The sequence below is a fragment of the Brevundimonas sp. SS2672 genome, assembly GCF_059579685.1.
The window spans coordinates 1,095,224-1,110,161 of record NZ_CM184201.1 but is presented as its reverse complement, the minus strand read 5'-3'; the positions used below and the strand labels follow the sequence as shown (position 1 = coordinate 1,110,161).

The 14,938-nt window shown below is 68.0% G+C and carries 15 protein-coding genes and 1 pseudogene; 4 read left to right on the top strand and 12 right to left on the bottom strand.

All coding sequences use genetic code 11. The annotated features are described in order from the left end of the window. Positions 1 to 28 precede the first annotated feature (28 nt). From phaC to AC52GN_RS05570, 3 genes are read left to right on the top strand one after another with little or no spacing between them, the layout of a single operon-like run. Positions 29 to 1,996, top strand: coding sequence for a class I poly(R)-hydroxyalkanoic acid synthase (phaC, locus tag AC52GN_RS05580; RefSeq protein WP_496528451.1), 1,968 nt, complete (start codon positions 29 to 31; stop codon positions 1,994 to 1,996). Further along, on the top strand, positions 1,993 to 2,367 hold the full coding sequence (locus AC52GN_RS05575) for a hypothetical protein (protein WP_496528450.1): 375 nt from the start codon (positions 1,993 to 1,995) through the stop codon (positions 2,365 to 2,367). The genes phaC and AC52GN_RS05575 overlap by 4 nt, the downstream gene beginning before the upstream one ends. Beyond that, positions 2,367 to 3,179, top strand: a complete 813-nt coding sequence (locus tag AC52GN_RS05570) for a rhamnogalacturonan acetylesterase (RefSeq protein WP_496528449.1) — start codon at positions 2,367 to 2,369, stop codon at positions 3,177 to 3,179. The genes AC52GN_RS05575 and AC52GN_RS05570 overlap by 1 nt, the downstream gene beginning before the upstream one ends. A 6-nt stretch (positions 3,180 to 3,185) precedes the next feature. Here AC52GN_RS05570 and argC read toward each other — a convergent pair whose 3' ends face one another. The 11 genes and pseudogenes from argC to AC52GN_RS05515 all read right to left on the bottom strand — a co-directional run bounded on the left by argC (position 3,186) and on the right by AC52GN_RS05515 (position 12,957). Beyond that, positions 3,186 to 4,121, bottom strand: a complete 936-nt coding sequence (gene argC / locus AC52GN_RS05565) for an N-acetyl-gamma-glutamyl-phosphate reductase (protein WP_496528448.1) — start codon at positions 4,119 to 4,121, stop codon at positions 3,186 to 3,188. Positions 4,122 to 4,350: 229 nt separating this feature from the next. Beyond that, positions 4,351 to 4,839 carry a 30S ribosomal protein S9 gene (rpsI, locus tag AC52GN_RS05560; protein ID WP_496528447.1) on the bottom strand — a complete coding sequence of 163 codons (489 nt, stop codon included), beginning with the start codon at positions 4,837 to 4,839 and terminating at the stop codon, positions 4,351 to 4,353. A gap of 2 nt (positions 4,840 to 4,841) precedes the next feature. Beyond that, positions 4,842 to 5,315: a 50S ribosomal protein L13 gene (gene rplM, locus AC52GN_RS05555; RefSeq protein ID WP_172575532.1), complete on the bottom strand. Its 474-nt coding sequence runs from the start codon at positions 5,313 to 5,315 to the stop codon at positions 4,842 to 4,844. Between the two features lie 345 nt (positions 5,316 to 5,660). After that, positions 5,661 to 6,092, bottom strand: coding sequence for a J domain-containing protein (locus AC52GN_RS05550; RefSeq protein WP_496528446.1), 432 nt, complete (start codon positions 6,090 to 6,092; stop codon positions 5,661 to 5,663). 7 nt (positions 6,093 to 6,099) lie between these two features. After that, a complete protein-coding gene (locus AC52GN_RS05545) occupies positions 6,100 to 6,933 on the bottom strand; it encodes a division plane positioning ATPase MipZ (RefSeq protein ID WP_346487588.1) in 834 nt (277 codons plus the stop codon). Between the two features lie 120 nt (positions 6,934 to 7,053). Then, positions 7,054 to 7,665 (bottom strand): SPOR domain-containing protein, encoded by a 612-nt coding sequence (locus tag AC52GN_RS05540; protein WP_496528445.1) that lies wholly within the window; start codon positions 7,663 to 7,665, stop codon positions 7,054 to 7,056. Positions 7,666 to 7,714: 49 nt separating this feature from the next. Then, on the bottom strand, positions 7,715 to 8,476 hold the full coding sequence (locus AC52GN_RS05535; protein WP_496528444.1) for a chorismate mutase: 762 nt from the start codon (positions 8,474 to 8,476) through the stop codon (positions 7,715 to 7,717). Between the two features lie 311 nt (positions 8,477 to 8,787). Further along, positions 8,788 to 9,354, bottom strand: coding sequence for a prephenate dehydratase domain-containing protein (locus tag AC52GN_RS05530; RefSeq protein WP_496528443.1), 567 nt, complete (start codon positions 9,352 to 9,354; stop codon positions 8,788 to 8,790). Continuing rightward, positions 9,351 to 10,720 (bottom strand): annotated as a pseudogene (locus tag AC52GN_RS05525) (class II 3-deoxy-7-phosphoheptulonate synthase). The gene AC52GN_RS05530 and the pseudogene AC52GN_RS05525 overlap by 4 nt, the downstream one beginning before the upstream one ends. A 51-nt stretch (positions 10,721 to 10,771) precedes the next feature. Continuing rightward, complete coding sequence (locus AC52GN_RS05520) at positions 10,772 to 11,824, bottom strand: enoyl-CoA hydratase/isomerase family protein (RefSeq protein ID WP_496528442.1); 1,053 nt, start codon at positions 11,822 to 11,824, stop codon at positions 10,772 to 10,774. Further along, on the bottom strand, positions 11,821 to 12,957 hold the full coding sequence (locus tag AC52GN_RS05515; RefSeq protein WP_496528441.1) for an isobutyryl-CoA dehydrogenase: 1,137 nt from the start codon (positions 12,955 to 12,957) through the stop codon (positions 11,821 to 11,823). The genes AC52GN_RS05520 and AC52GN_RS05515 overlap by 4 nt, the downstream gene beginning before the upstream one ends. 310 nt (positions 12,958 to 13,267) lie before the next feature. On the opposite strand from AC52GN_RS05515, the gene hemB reads away from it, so the two are divergent. Next, a complete protein-coding gene (gene hemB, locus AC52GN_RS05510) occupies positions 13,268 to 14,269 on the top strand; it encodes a porphobilinogen synthase (RefSeq protein ID WP_496528440.1) in 1,002 nt (333 codons plus the stop codon). Positions 14,270 to 14,431: 162 nt separating this feature from the next. Here the strand turns inward: hemB and AC52GN_RS05505 are convergent, their stop codons facing one another. After that, entirely contained in the window at positions 14,432 to 14,938 is a 507-nt protein-coding gene (locus tag AC52GN_RS05505; protein WP_496528439.1) for a flavin reductase family protein, read from the bottom strand.

Sequence of the window (14,938 nt, the reverse complement as noted above, 5' to 3'; positions counted from 1 at the left end):
ACTCGCGCGTCCCCATCGGAGGTTCGCCATGGCCAAGCGCCCGACCAAGGCCCAGCCCCAGAAGACGACGCCGGCCGACGCCCCCGCACCGCGCAAGGCGGGGCGCCCGACCTCGGCCAAGCCCCGCGTGAAAAAGGCCGCGCCTGCTGAAAAGCCGCAACCGGCCTCCGCCGCGGAACCGGCGGCGACCGCCGAAGCCCCCTCCTCCGCGCCCGACTTCATGGCCTTCAGCGCCGAACAGCGTCAGCAGCTGGAGACCCTGTCGCTGAACCTGGCCAAGGCGGCGATGATGGCCCAGACGGCGGTGGCCGAGGCGGCCCTGTCGCAGGCCGACCGCCCCGCCGCCCTGTCGCCCGATCCGTTCAACGTGGCCCCGGCCATGTCCTCGATCATGACCAGTCTGGCCGCCCGGCCCGAAAAGCTGTTTCAGGCCCAGGCCGACCTGTTCGGCCGCTATATGGAGCTGTGGTCGACCACCACGCGCCGCGCCATGGGCGAGACGGTCGACAGCCCCGCCCCGGCCGACAAGCGGTTCCGCGACCCCGCTTGGTCCGAAAACCCCATGTTCGACATGATGCGCCAGTCCTATCTGGCCACTTCGGACTGGATGAACAGCCTGGTCTCCAGCGTCGAGGACGTGGACCCGCGTGTGAAGCGCCGGGCCGAGTTCTTCACCCGCCTGCTGACCGACGCCTTTTCGCCCGCCAACTTCCTGGCGTCCAACCCCGTGGCGCTGAAGGCCCTGGCCGAGACCAGCGGCGAATCCCTGGTGCGCGGGATGCAGAACTTCGCCGCCGACCTGGAGCGCGGCGCCGGGTCGCTGAAGATCAGCCAGGCCGACTACGGCCGCTTCGTCCTGGGCGAGAACGTCGCCACGGCGCCGGGTCAGGTCGTCTGGCGCGACGAGCTGTTCGAGCTGATCCAGTACGACGCCGCGACGGACCAGCAGCACGCCATTCCGCTGCTGATCTTCCCGCCGTGGATCAACAAATTCTACATCATGGACCTGCAGCCGGCGAACTCCCTGATCCGCTGGCTGAGCGCGCAGGGCTTCACCGTCTTCGTCTGTTCATGGGTCAACCCGGACCGCGACAAGGCGGAGTTCGGCCTCGACGACTATATGAAGAAGGGCGTCTATCGCGCCGTCGAGAAGACGCTGGAACAGACCGGCCAGAAACATCTGAACGCCGTCGGCTACTGCATCGGCGGCACCATGCTGGGCGCCACCCTGGCGCACATGGCGGCCAAGGGGGACGACCGCGTCGCCTCGGCCACCTTCTTCGCCGCCCAGCACGACTTCGCCGAGGCGGGCGATCTGCTGCTGTTCACCGACGAGCACTGGCTGGCCGAGATCGAGCGGCTGATGGACGAGGCGGGCGGCGTCCTGCCCGGCACGGCGATGGCCGACACCTTCAACGCCCTTCGCGCCAATGACCTGATCTGGTCTTTCTTCGTGTCCAACTATCTGATGGGCAAGGCGCCGCCCGCCTTCGACCTGCTGGCGTGGAACGCTGATCAGACGCGGATGCCCAAGCGGCTGCACCTGCAATACCTGCGCTTGATGTATGGCCGGAACGCCCTGGCCGGGGGCGATCTCGAGATCGACGGCGAGCGTATCGATCTGTCGAAGGTCCGCATCCCCCTCTACTTCCAGGCCAGCCGCGAGGACCACATCGCGCCGATGAACTCCGTCTATCGTTCGGCGCGACTGTTCGGCGGGCCGGTGACCTATACGCTGGCCGGATCGGGCCATATCGCCGGGGTCATCAACCCGCCCTCGGCCGAGAAGTATCAGCACTGGATCAACGCCGCCCTTCCCGAAACGCTTCAGGAGTGGCAAGCGGGGGCGGAACAGCATCCCGGCAGTTGGTGGCCGCACTGGGCCGACTGGCTGCACGCCCGGTCCGGCGCGCAGATCCCGGCGCATGATCCCAAGGTCGGGCCGCTGAACCCTATCGAACCGGCGCCCGGCGCCTATGTGAAAGTGAAGTCTTGAAGCGTATCGAGCCCAACCTGCTGCTGGCCCTGACCACGGCCATTCCGCTGATCCTGCTGATCGCCACGGCGACCCTGTTCGGCGCACCGGGTCAGTTGCTGAAGTATGTGGTCATCGCCGTGATCGTTCCGGCCGTCTTCATCCCCATGAACGCCGTCATGCGCGCCAAGATGGGCTGGGTCCGCCCGCCGATGATCCATCCTGACGCCGCCTCCACCGCCGTCTGGGCCAGCCTGTTTCCCGCGCTGATCATCCTGGCGGCGGGCGCGCCCCTGGTCTTCCCCGGCCACGACTACGGCCTGCTGATCATCATCGCCGCCATCTTCTTCGCCCTGACGGTGGAGTCCGCGATCAAGGCCCGCCGGGTCTGATGATCCGATGCGCCCTGCCGGCCGCTATCGCGGCGACCCTGGTCTGCGTCGGCGCGGTCAGGGCCCAGGAGCGGCCGATCGACGCCGACAAGATCATACTGGTCGGGGACTCGACGACCTCGGTCGGCAGCGGCTGGGGCGGCGCCTTCTGCGACCGGCACGTCCTGTCGTCCCTGGCCTGCGTCAACCTGGGGCGTCAGGGCCGCAGCACCTCGACCTATCGCGCGGAAGGTTCATGGGATCTGGCCCTGAACGAAATGGCGACGCCCGGCTATGGCGCGGTCTGGGTGCTGATCCAGTTCGGCCATAACGATCAGCCGGGCAAGCGCAACTCCACCGAGCTGGCGACCGAGTTTCCCGCCAACCTCAGGGCCTATGTCGCCGAAGCCAGGGCGCGCGGCGCGCGGCCCGTACTGGTGACGCCCCTGACGCGCCGATCCTTCAGCGACGGCCGCCTGCAGGACACGCTTGAGCCCTGGGCCGAGGCCGTGCGCCGCGTGGCGCGCGAGACGGGCGCGCCCTTGATCGACCTGCACGCCGCCAGCGGCGACCTGGTCCAGAGCATGGGCGCGCTTGAAGCCGCTCGCATGGCGCCCGGCGCGCCTCCGCCCGACTTCCTGCCCGAGCTTCAGGCCGGAAACTCGCCCGCCGCACCGCCCGCCGTGGCGACGACGGCAGGCCCCTACGGCCGTCACGCCGAAGACTTCGACTACACCCATCTAGGCCCCGAGGGCGCGCAGCTCATCGCCGCCCTGGTCGCGCGCGACCTGATCGCCGCAGCCCCCGAGCTGGCGCCCCGCCTGGCGCCCTGAACCCCGTCAGCTGAGGCCCGTCGCCTCGTCCAGGCCCAGCATGATGTTGAGGTTCTGAACCGCCGCGCCCGAGGCGCCCTTGCCCAGATTGTCCAGCAGGGCGACCAGACGCGCCTGCTCTCCGCCGCGATCGCCGAAGACATGCAGACGCATCCGGTTGGTGCCGTTCAGGCCCTCAGGCTCGATGCCGGTCATGGCCTCGGTCTCGTCGATCTCGGCCACCTCGACGAAGCGCTGGCCCTCATAGGCCTCGACCAGAGCGCCATGCAGCCGCTCGACCGAGGGCGTTTCAGGCAGGGCCGACAGGTGCAGCGGCACCTCGACCAGCATCCCCTGGCGATAGTTCCCGACGGCGGGCGAGAACAGCACCGGGCGCGACAAGCCCGCGTGTTTCGTCATTTCCGGCACATGCTTGTGCTTCAGCGTCAGGCCATAGGCGCGGAAGGCGGTGGATGCGCCCTCAGCTTCAAACTCGGCGATCATGGCCTTGCCGCCGCCGGAATAGCCGGACACCGCGTTGATCGTCACGGGCCAGTCGACCGGGACCAGTTCCGCCTTCACCAGCGGCCGCATCAGGCCGATGAAGCCGGTCGGATAGCAGCCGGGGTTCGACACCCGCGTCGAGGCGGCGATGGCCGCGCGCTGGGCCGCATCCATCTCGGCGAAGCCATAGGTCCAGCCGTCCGCCACGCGATAGGCGGTCGAGGCGTCGATGACCCGCACCTTGGGATTCTCGATCATCGCCACGGCCTCGCGGGCCGCATCGTCAGGCAGGCACAGGATGACCGCATCAGCGCTGTTCAGCGCCTCGCGCCGCGCCTCGACGTCGCGTCGGCGGTCGCCCAGCAGCATCAGTTCCAGATCTCCGCGCGCCTCCAGACGCTCGCGGATCTCCAGTCCCGTGGTCCCGGCCTCGCCGTCGATGAAGATGGTGTGGGTCATCTCGTGCTCCTGATCCTTCTCCCCTTGTGGGAGAAGGTGGCCCGCGCAGCGGGTCGGATGAGGGGTCGCACTGAGGCGACATTCTGACGGCGACATTGAATGAGGCGAAACCCCTCATCCGTCGGCCTGCGGCCGCCACCTTCTCCCACAAGGGGAGAAGGACAAAAGAAAAGGCGCTTCGAGTTGCCTCGAAGCGCCCCTTCGTAAACCCATCGCCGGGTTCGGCGACTTAGCGCTTCGAGAACTGGAAGCTACGGCGAGCCTTGGCGCGGCCGTACTTCTTACGCTCGACGACGCGGCTGTCGCGGGTCAGGAAGCCGTGCGGCTTCAGAACCTTGCGCAGTTCCGGCTCGTAGTGGGTCAGGGCGTGCGACAGGCCGTGGCGGATGGCGCCGGCCTGGCCCGACAGGCCCGAACCTTCGACGGTGCAGATCACGTCGTATTGCGTGGCGCGGTCCGAGACGGTCAGCGGCTGGGCGACCATCATCTGCAGCACGGGGCGGGCGAAGTAGGCGGCCACGTCCTTGCCGTTGACGGTGATCTTGCCGGTGCCGCGCTTCACCCACACGCGGGCGATGGCGTTCTTGCGCTTGCCGGTCGAGTACGAACGGCCCAGGGCGTCGATCTTCGGCTCGCGGACGATTTCCTCGGCAGCAGCGGCGCCCAGGCCCTTCAGGGCGTCAAAGCCGGCGGCGGTGTCTTGAGTCACGTCGGTCATGCTCAGGCGCTCCGGGTGTTCTTGGACGACATCGACTTGAAGTCGATGGTCGTGGGCTGTTGGGCTTCGTGTTCGTGAGCCGCGCCGGCGAACAGGCGCAGGTGGGTCATCTGCTTGCGAGCCAGCGGCGACTCCTTGGGCAGCATGCGCTCAACGGCCTTTTCGAGCACGCGCTCAGGGAAACGACCGCCCAGAACCTTCTCCGGGGTGGTTTCCTTGATGCCGCCGGGGTGGCCGGTGTGGCGATAGTAGACCTTGTCGGTGGTCTTCTTGCCGGTGAACACCACCTTGTCGACGTTGGTGACGACGACGTAGTCGCCGCAGTCAACGTGCGGGGTGTAGGTCGGCAGGTGCTTGCCGCGCAGGCGGTTGGCGATGAAGGTCGCGAGGCGGCCCACCACGACGCCTTCGGCGTCGATGTGAATCCACTTCTTCTCGACCTCGGCCGGCTTCAGCGAAGCCGTGGTGCTCTTCAGCATGATGAGGGTCCTGGAAGACGAAAAACGCGGCCCGAACCAGATGGATCGGGCGGAGGCCGGGGTGATAGAGGGTCCCGCGCCGAAGGTCAATGTCGGTTATGGCCGCGATTTCTACACAAGTATCTGATTTTATTTAATATTTTAAATACGGTATTAAAATACCTAATCCACTTCCTTCTCCCCTTGTGGGAGAAGGTGGCTGCCGAAGGCAGACGGATGAGGGGTGCGAGCGCCTCGTCGGCCTGAGAATCTGGCGAAGGGGAAAGCGCTGCATGTCGCGCCGACACCCCTCATCCGGCCCTCACGGGCCACCTTCTCCCACAAGGGGAGAAGGAAAGCGCCCTACCCCTTCAGCAGCCGATCCCGCGCGGCGTTGACGCGGGCGGCCAGGCCCTCGGTGCCGCCCTGGTCCGGGTGGGCGCGCGCCATCAGGCGACGCCATGCGGCGTGGATCGCTTGGGCGTCCGCATCGGCGGCGACGCCCAGAATGGACCGCGCCTCGGCCTTGCTCATGGGCTCATTGGGTTGGGCCGCCCTGCCCGCCACAGGCCGGATGCGCGACTGCACCGCCAGCCAGACGCCCGCAGACGCCATGCCGCTCGCGATCAGCCACGCTCCGCGCGCGGCGGCGAACACCGCCCCGGCCAGCAGGGCGGCGCTTAATATAGTGGCCGAGATGCGCCAGTGGCCGCGCCGGGCGCGCTCGGTCTGGCGGCCCAGTCGCACCATGGCCCACAGGGCCACAGCGGCCAGACCCAACCAGATCAGCCCCATGAAACGATCAGGCCGCCGCGTCCATGGCGGCGATGGCGTCGTCCAGTCCCAGGGCCTGCATCAGATTGCGCATCTCCTGACGCGCGGCGACGTGAGCCAGAGACACCGACACCGGGCGGATGTCGTTCGACAGGTCCGCCACCGTCAGGCCGAAGGGGAAGAGTTCGCGATAGATGACCCGGTCGCGCAGGCCCGGCCCGACGCGGAAACCGACCCGTTTGGCCAGCTTGGCCATGCGTGAGGCCAGACGGCGCCGGTTGCGGGCCTCGGCCACGGCCAGACGGTTGGTGACGACGATCCAGTCGATCGTCACCTGACGACCCTCGGTGACGGCGCGGTGCTTGCGCGCCTCCCAGACGCTTTCCGAATAGATGGAGGGACGGATCAGATCCAGCGTCACCGGGTCCACCTCGCCCAGCAGGTCGAAGTCGACGAAGCTGTCGTTCATGGGGGTGACGATCTGGTCTGCGCGGCCGTGCGCGGCGCGCGACAGAGCCGTGTCCCCGCCCGGCGTGTCGATGACGATGACGTCGGCGACGCCCCTCGCCTCGGCGTAGGCCGCCTCGAAACGCGCCAACTGCTCCGTCTCATCGGCCTTATGCAGGGCCTTGCCGTCGCCCATGTCCGGCACGAAGGGCAGCGGCAGATCATGGCCGTTGGCCTTGGTCCAGGCGACGCGGTTGGCGAAGAACCGCTCCAGCGAGCGCTGACGCAGGTCCAGATCGATGATGGCGACCTTGCGTCCGGCGTGCAGAAGGCCGGTGACGATGTGAATGGCCAGGGTGGACTTGCCCGCCCCGCCCTTTTCATTGCCGATGACGATGACCTGAGGCTGCGCCATGTGAAATCCCACTGTGATCAGCAGGCGCGACTCATCTTCGTCCGCCGCCCGCCCATGGGCCGCAAGATCAGCCTCCGCGGGCCAATCGTCAACGAAACCTTAAGCTGAGCCTGTGGACGATCAGGCCGCAGCGGCGCCGGATCGCGCGCACCAGGGGTCCGAGGCCGCCAGGTCGCGGCACAGGGCCTGAGCCTGTTCGACGGAGGCGGCGACCTTCAGCCGGATCAGACGACGCCCGCCGACCTCCACCGCCTCATAGGCGGGTTGAAGCCCGGACAGCGCCGCCCCGCCCGGCCCTCGGCTCAGCCGCGCCCAGGCCGCGCGGGCGCCGTCTTCGCTGGAATAGGCGCCGAGTTGCACCTGGCGGACGGCGGTCGCGGGCTGCGGCGCCGCAACGGCCGCAGGCGGCGTCTCGGGATCAGGGTCGTTCGTCGGCGTTGACGCAGAAGCGAGACGAACCCTGGCTGTCACGCCCTCGCGGGCGTCCCACAGTTCGTGCGGGGTCATCAGTTCGACCTTCAACGGCTCGGCTCGCTCGCGCGGCTGATCCGGCGTGACGGTCGGCCGCGCCTCGCCCTCGTCTTCAGCCGACACTGGAATGGAGGCCACCGACTGCGCCAGGGTCTCGAAGCGATTGGGATCGGCTTCGTTCACGCCGCAGCCCGCAAGCGTCAGCGCAGCCGCCGCAAGGGCGACGACGCGGCGCGATCGATGCAGGGCGGGCTGGGCCATGCAGCCACCCTCGCCCACCCTGCTTTGAGACGGAGTTAACGGCCTGCGGTCAGCCGATGGCGCCGACGCAGCCTTCGACATCGCCCGGCGCCACATCGGCGTCGGTCAGGGCCAGGCTCCAGCCGTGGTGAGTGTTCAGGCCCCAGCGACGCGCGCCCGAACCGTCGCCCGCATCGCCGCCCGCCGTGACGACCACGCGGCGGCCCTTGGGCAGGGCCGGCGGATCGATCTTGCCGACAGCCAGAGACGTCGGCGTCTCGCCGCCGTAGCCGTCGAAGACGCTGAGCATCGACCATTCGCGGCGCAGGCCGATCCACCAGGGATCGTCGCCGCTGATGGACAGGACAGCCACGCCCTTGCCCTCAGCCGCATGGGCCAGGGCGGCCTGCGGATCGAGGACCAGCTTGATGTCGGCGGCGGCGCCGAAGCGCAGGCGGGCGCCGTCGACGGCCTTGGCCGGATCGATCGGGGCCCAGACCTGGACCTGCAGGCGGCCCTGGCGGGCCAGACCCCAACCGACGATCTCGCGCCACAGATGCTCGACCGCCTCGCGGTTCTCGGGTTCGCACTGCTTCAGGATGCGGGCCTGGACGGCCTGTTCGCGGTCGGGGCGCAGCTTGGTGTGAGGGCCGGTCGGGGCGTCCTTGGCCTTGCCCACCTGGGCGGCGACGGACAGGCGGCGCTCGAACAGTTCGAGGATCTGATCGTCCAGGCTGTCGATCTCGGCGCGCAGGGCGGCCAGCGCCTTCTGTTCGGCGCTCATTTCAACGGTTTCGGCGGGCCAGACTTGCTGGATGGCGGATTGCGACATGGGAGATGGCTTTCGGCATGGGATTTCGATGGGGAGGTCGCGTCCCGCCGACAGAAGGTCAGGCGTGAACGCGCGTACTGGCCGCTTGGGGAGAAGCGGTCGCCAGCGAGACAGTCAGGGTCCGGTTAGAAGCCCGACGCCTCAGCCGGCGTATCGAAAGCCGTAATAGCCGTAGCCAAAATAAAAGCCGGCCACCGCGCGCGAGGTGGTTTCAAGGGTCATTTGTGCGCGCAGCGAGGACATGAATCCGGTCCGGTTTCTGGATCAGGGTTGATCCGACCGGGCCTTACAACAGCAAATTTTATGCGCGGTCAAGCCTCAGGAGCCGTGAAGAGGACAAACCGTGTGCGGTTGTCGCTGAAATCCTGCAGATCGTTGCGCAGAACCGACAGCCCATAGACCTCAGCCGCGCGAGCGGGCGCAACGGCGGCGCGCGAGACGTCGCCCGCCTCGGCCACCGCAGCGGCCGCGCCCCCGGTGTCGAACACCTCGACGGCCGTGATCGCCATCTCTTTCAGGGCCTTGGAGCACTGCTGCAGGGCCACCGGGTGGCTCTCGGCCGTCTTCACGTCCGACAGCCGCGCCTCCGGCGCGCCCAACAGGGCCAGACGGATCGGCCGCCAGGCGTCGCTGACCGCCACAAGGCCCGCTTCTCTTACAAGCGTAGCGGCCGGTTCGACCACGCCGACGGTCGAGTTCTCGACCGGGATCAGGGCGCAATGGCAATCGCCGCTCAGGACGGCGTCGATCGCGTCCTGGAAGGTCTCAAAGCCGACCGCCTCGTCCCACGGACGCAGGTCCAGGCAGGCTTCGTGGCTGAAGGCGCCCGGCGCGCCCTGATAGGCGACGCGGCCGGGCGTTTCGTCTTCTGCCGTCATGCGGCCTCGGACCGGGCTTGCCGCCCGGCCTTGAGACGCTCGGCGACCAGGAAGGCCATCTCCAGCGCCTGATCCGCGTTCAGGCGCGGGTCGCAGTGGGTGTGGTAACGGCTCGACAGGTCGTCCTCGGTCACCGCCTGGGCGCCGCCGATGCATTCGGTGACGTTCTGGCCGGTCATCTCCAGGTGGACGCCCCCGGGGTGAACCCCTCGGCCTCCGCCACGTCGATGAAGGTGCGGACCTCGCCCATGACGCGGTCGAAGGGCCGGGTCTTGTAGCCGTTGCCGGCCTTCAGCGTATTGCCGTGCATCGGGTCGATCGACCAGATGACGCGCTTGCCCGCCGCCTTCACCGCCCGCATCAGGCCCGGCAGGCGGTCGCCCACCTTGTCATGGCCGAAGCGGCCGATCAGGGTCAGGCGGCCCGGAATGTTGTTCGGGTTCAGGGCGTCGATCAGCGGCAGCAGGTCGTCCGCCGTCATGGTCGGCCCGCACTTGACCCCGATCGGGTTGGAGATGCCGCGCATGAACTCGATGTGGGCGCCGTCCAGCTGACGCGTGCGCTCGCCGATCCACAGCATGTGGGCCGAGGTGTCGAACCATTCGCCGGTCGAGCCGTCCAGGCGCGTCAGGGCGCTTTCGACGTTCAGCAGCAGGGCTTCGTGGCTGGTGAAGACCTCGACGCGCGACAGGTCGGGATGGGTCTCGGGCGTGACGCCGACCGCCTCCATGAAGGCCAGGGCCTCGGTGATCTTGTCGGCCAGTTCGCGGTAGGCCGCGCCCGCGCCATCGTCGGCGAAGCCCAGCGTCCAACGGTGGATGTTGTACAGGTCGGCATACCCCCCGCCCGCGAAGGCGCGCAGCAGGTTCAGCGTCGAGGCCGACTGGTTATAGGCGCGGATCAGGCGCTGTGGATCGGGCGTGCGCTCTTGCGGCGTGAAGCCCATGCCGTTGATGATGTCGCCGCGATAGGACGGCAGTTCGACCCCGCCGATCTCCTCGATCGGGGACGAGCGCGGCTTGGCGAACTGACCGGCGATACGGCCGACCTTCACCACCGGCTTGCGACCGGCGAAGGTCAGCACCACCGCCATCTGCAGGATCAGACGGAAGGTGTCGCGGATGTTGTCGGTCGAGAACTCCTTGAAGCTCTCGGCGCAGTCGCCCCCCTGCAGCAGGAAGGCGTCACCCGCCTCGACCTGGGCCAGGTGATCGGTAAGCTTGCGCGCCTCGCCCGCAAAGACGAGGGGCGGCATCGCGCGCAGCTCGTCTTCGACGCGCGCCAGCTCGGCGGCGTCCGGATAGTCCGTCGGCATATGCAGGACGGGCTTGTTTCTCCAGGATTCGGGGGTCCAGCGACTAGTCATGCCGCCAAGATAGGCTTTTCCCCCGCCCGGAACAATGAAGCTTGCGCGAAATCAGCTGATCAGCGGTTTCCATGCCTCACCCGCAGGCAGGGGCGCGAACAGGGCCTCGATCTGGGCCTCTGAAACCGAAGAAAGCTCGGCCGGCGACCACTGAGGCGCATTATCCTTGTCGATGATGACGGCGCGCACGCCTTCCTGGAAATCGTGGGTCTGCACGACACGGCCGCCCAGGGCGTATTCCATCGCCATGTTGTCGGCGAAGTCGGTCAGCGTCGCGCCCGTGCGGATCTGGCGCAGCGAGACCTTCAGCGACTGCGGCGACTTGGTCTTCAGGATGTCGAGCTGCTTCTGCGCCCACTCCGAACCCTCGGTCTGAAGGGCGGCGACGATCTCTTCCACCGTGTCGAAGGCGAACAGGCGGTCGATGGCCTCGCGGTGCGGCGCCAGCGGCGACGGCCCGGCGTCTCCGGCGGCGCGATCGGCGACCGCCTTCGGGTCCGCCGGCGCGGCCAGCAGCTCGGTCTTCAACGCCTCGACGGCCTCGGATGCGACGAAGTGCGTATGGATGCCCAGCGCCACCGTATCCGCCGCCTTCAGCCGCGCGCCGGTCAGCGCCAGCCAGACTCCCGTCTGACCCGGCAGGCGCGGCAGGAACCAGCCGCCGCCCACGTCGGGGAACAGGCCGATGCCGGTCTCGGGCATGGCGTAGGTGGTGCGCTCGGTGGCGATGCGGACGTCGGCGGGTTCGCTGATGCCCACGCCGCCGCCCATGACGATGCCGTCCACCACCGCCGTGATCGGCTTGGGATAGACGAACATCAGATGGTTCAGCTGATACTCGGCCTTGAAGAAGGCCTTGGCCTCCGAGGCGTCCCCTGCCCCGCTCTCGGCGATCATGCGGATGTCGCCGCCCGCGCAGAAGCCGCGCTCGCCCGCGTGGTCGATCAGCACCGATTGAACCGCGTCGTCCGCGCGCCAGGCCAGCAGCGCCTCGATCATCGTCTCGCACATGGGCCGGTTCAGGGCATGGATCGCCTTGGGCCGGTTCAGGGTGATGCGACCGACACCGTTCTCGATACGGGTGATGACTTCGAGTTCGCTCATTTCGCCAGCTCGCGCGCCACGATCACGCGCATGATCTCATTGGTGCCTTCCAGGATACGGTGAACGCGCAGGTCGCGCACGATCCGCTCCAGCGGATAGTCCTTCAGATAGCCGTAGCCGCCGTGCAGCTGCAGCGCCTGATCGGCGATCTGGAAGCAGGCGTCGGTGGTCAGGCGCTTGGCCATGGCGCACCACTTGGTCTTTTCCGGGTGGCTGGTGTCGATGGCCCAGGCGCCGCGCAGCACCATCAGGCGGGCGGCCTCAAGGTCCGTGGCCATGTCCGCCAGCTCGAACTGGGTGTTCTGGAACTGGCCGATAGCCTGGCCGAACTGCTTGCGGCTGGCGACGTAGTCCTGCGCCGTCTCCAGCGCCAGACGCGCCCCGCCCAGCGAGCAGGCGGCGATGTTCAGGCGCCCGCCGTCCAGACCGGCCATGGCGTATTTGAAACCCGCGCCTTCCTCACCCACCAGATTGGCGACCGGCACCCGGCAGTCGTCGAAGCTGACCACAGCGGTCGGCTGGGCGTTCCAGCCCATCTTCTTCTCATTGGCGCCGAAGGACAGACCGGGCGTGCCCGCCTCGACCACGATGGTCGAGATGCCTTTAGGCCCCTCGCCGCCCGTGCGGACCATGACGACATAGACATCCGACGTCCCGGCGCCCGAGATGAAGGCCTTGGCGCCGTTCAGCACATAGTGGTCACCGTCGCGCACCGCCGTCGTCCGCAGCGCCGCGGCGTCCGAGCCCGAGCCCGGCTCGGTCAGGCAGTAGCTGGCGATCTTCTCCATCCCGACCAGCGCCGGCACGAAGCGCGCCCGCAGATCGTCCGAGCCGAAGCTGTCGATCATCCACGTCGCCATGTTGTGGATCGAGATGAAGGCTGCCGTCGCCACGTCGCCGCGCGACAGCTCTTCAAAGATCACCGCCGCCTCGACCCGGCCCAGACCCATGCCGCCGTGTTCCTCGCCCGTATAGATGCCGGCGAAGCCCATCTCGGCGGCGGCCTTCAGCACGTCGGCCGGGAAATGCTTGTCCTCGTCCCAGCGGGCCGAGTGCGGGGCCAGTTCGGCCTCGGCGAAGGCGCGGGCCGCGTCCTGAATGGCGCGTTGATCGTCGGTGAGGGCGAAGTCCATGAAAGCTCCCGCATTACAGCCTGCCCTCTGACGGGGCGTTCGGGGCGCTTCTAACGGCTGGCGGCGCGCACGTCACCTTGCTGTCGGCGCCGCGGTCAGATTTCCGCTCATCCCGGCGGACGCCGGGACCCAGTAAGAGCAACGCGCACATCAGTTGATGTTCGGGGCACGGCAGCGCGAATCTCAAATGATCATTCTGAGGCCAAAGCACTGGGTCCCGGCGTCCGCCGGGATGAGCGGGAGATAGGTCGAGCATAGGGTGGACAGTTCGTCTTTTGCCTCTCTCTGCGCTTTGTTTTAAGCCGCGCGCATGACCATGCCCTTCCAGCCCGCCGCCTTCCCCTACGCCCGCCCGCGTCGCCTGCGTTCGCAGCCGTGGGTGCGCCGTCTGGTCGCCGAGACGACGCTGACGCCCGCCGATCTGATCTGGCCGCTGATCGTCCATGACGGCGACGAGGACCGCCAGCCGGTCGCCTCCATGCCCGGCGTCTTTCGCCTGTCGCCCAAGGAGGCCGCCAAGGCCGCCGTCGAGGCGCGCGATCTGGGCATTCCGATGGTGGCCCTGTTCCCGAACGTGAACGACGGGCTGAAGGACAATGTCGCCACCGCCGCCACCGACCCGGACGGCCTGATCCCCGACTGCATCCGCGCCATCAAGGACGCCGCGCCCGAGATCGGCGTCATGACCGACGTGGCGCTGGACTGCTACACCGACCACGGCCACGACGGGGTTCTGGAAAACGGCCGCATCGTCAATGATCCGACGCTGGAGCGGCTGGCCGAACAGGCCTTCATCCACGCCCACGCGGGCGCCGACGCCGTGGCGCCGTCCGACATGATGGACGGCCGCGTCCAGGCCATCCGCGAGGCGCTGGAAGCCAACGGACTGAGCGATGCGCTGATCATCAGCTATGCGGCCAAATACGCCTCGGCCTTCTACGGCCCGTATCGCGACGCGGTGGGTTCGTCCAAGTCGCTGACCGGCGACAAGAAGACCTATCAGATGGACTTCGCCAACGCCGAGGAGGCCCTGCGCGAAGTGGCGATGGACCTGTCGGAAGGCGCCGACGCCCTGATCGTCAAGCCGGGCCTGCCCTATCTGGATATCGTCCGACTGGTGTCGCAGGCGTTCAAGGTTCCGACCTTCGCCTATCAGGTGTCCGGCGAGTACGCGATGATGCAGGCCGCCTTCGCCAACGGCTGGCTGGACCCAGACCGCGCCATCCTGGAAAGCCTGCACGCCTTCAAGCGCGCGGGCGCATCCGGCGTCATCAGCTATTTCGCGCCGCAAGCCGCGCGGATGATGGGCTGATCTTTCCCTTCTCCCCTTGTGGGAGAAGGTGGCTCGCGTAGCGAGACGGATGAGGGGGTGCTGGACATCGGCCGACGCCAGCCCCCCTTTCATTTCAGATTTCGGAGAGACCCCTCATCCGTCCGGCTCCGCCGTCCACCTTCTCCCGCAAGGGGAGAAGGATCAGGCGGTGGGATCGACGGCCTTGCCGTACTTCCCTCGGAAATAGGTCAGGGCGTCGCCCGGCCGCGTGTCGAACGCCTCGACCCGGCCGACGATGACCAGGTGGTCGCCCATGACGATGCGGTCGTGCGTCCGGCAGGTCAGCCGCGTCACCGCGTTCAGCAGACGCGGCGGCTCGGGGTCATCGACGGCGAACTCATCGTCGGACAGGCGGCACACGCCCCAGGCGAAGCGGTCGGACATGGCCTGGTCCTCGACCGGCAGCATATGCACCGCGAACCGATCCGCCCCGGCGAAGGCGTCGTGGCGGTCGGACTTGATGTCCATGCACCACAGCACCAGCGGCGGCTCCAGCGAGACGGAGGTGAAGCTGTTCACCGTGATCCCCAGCGGCCCGTCGACCGTATGGGCCGTGACCACGCACACCCCCGTCGCGAACCCGCCCAGCGCCCGGCGATAGGCGCGAGGATCGAAATCGGCGGCAGGTGAAGCGGACGCGTCGGACAT

Bases quoted from the DNA above. Each gene is read 5' to 3' on its own strand.
- AC52GN_RS05505 (WP_496528439.1), bottom strand. From the start codon at position 14,938: ATGTCCGACGCGTCCGCTTCACCTGCCGCCGATTTCGATCCTCGCGCC.
- AC52GN_RS05545 (WP_346487588.1), bottom strand. From the start codon at position 6,933: ATGGCGCAGCCTCAGGTCATCGTCATCGGCAATGAAAAGGGCGGGGCG.
- AC52GN_RS05570 (WP_496528449.1), top strand. From the start codon at position 2,367: ATGATCCGATGCGCCCTGCCGGCCGCTATCGCGGCGACCCTGGTCTGC.
- rpsI (WP_496528447.1), bottom strand. From the start codon at position 4,839: ATGACCGACGTGACTCAAGACACCGCCGCCGGCTTTGACGCCCTGAAG.
- AC52GN_RS05550 (WP_496528446.1), bottom strand. From the start codon at position 6,092: ATGGGGCTGATCTGGTTGGGTCTGGCCGCTGTGGCCCTGTGGGCCATG.
- argC (WP_496528448.1), bottom strand. From the start codon at position 4,121: ATGACCCACACCATCTTCATCGACGGCGAGGCCGGGACCACGGGACTG.
- hemB (WP_496528440.1), top strand. From the start codon at position 13,268: ATGACCATGCCCTTCCAGCCCGCCGCCTTCCCCTACGCCCGCCCGCGT.
- phaC (WP_496528451.1), top strand. From the start codon at position 29: ATGGCCAAGCGCCCGACCAAGGCCCAGCCCCAGAAGACGACGCCGGCC.
- AC52GN_RS05540 (WP_496528445.1), bottom strand. From the start codon at position 7,665: ATGGCCCAGCCCGCCCTGCATCGATCGCGCCGCGTCGTCGCCCTTGCG.
- AC52GN_RS05535 (WP_496528444.1), bottom strand. From the start codon at position 8,476: ATGTCGCAATCCGCCATCCAGCAAGTCTGGCCCGCCGAAACCGTTGAA.
- AC52GN_RS05520 (WP_496528442.1), bottom strand. From the start codon at position 11,824: ATGAGCGAACTCGAAGTCATCACCCGTATCGAGAACGGTGTCGGTCGC.
- AC52GN_RS05530 (WP_496528443.1), bottom strand. From the start codon at position 9,354: ATGACGGCAGAAGACGAAACGCCCGGCCGCGTCGCCTATCAGGGCGCG.
- AC52GN_RS05515 (WP_496528441.1), bottom strand. From the start codon at position 12,957: ATGGACTTCGCCCTCACCGACGATCAACGCGCCATTCAGGACGCGGCC.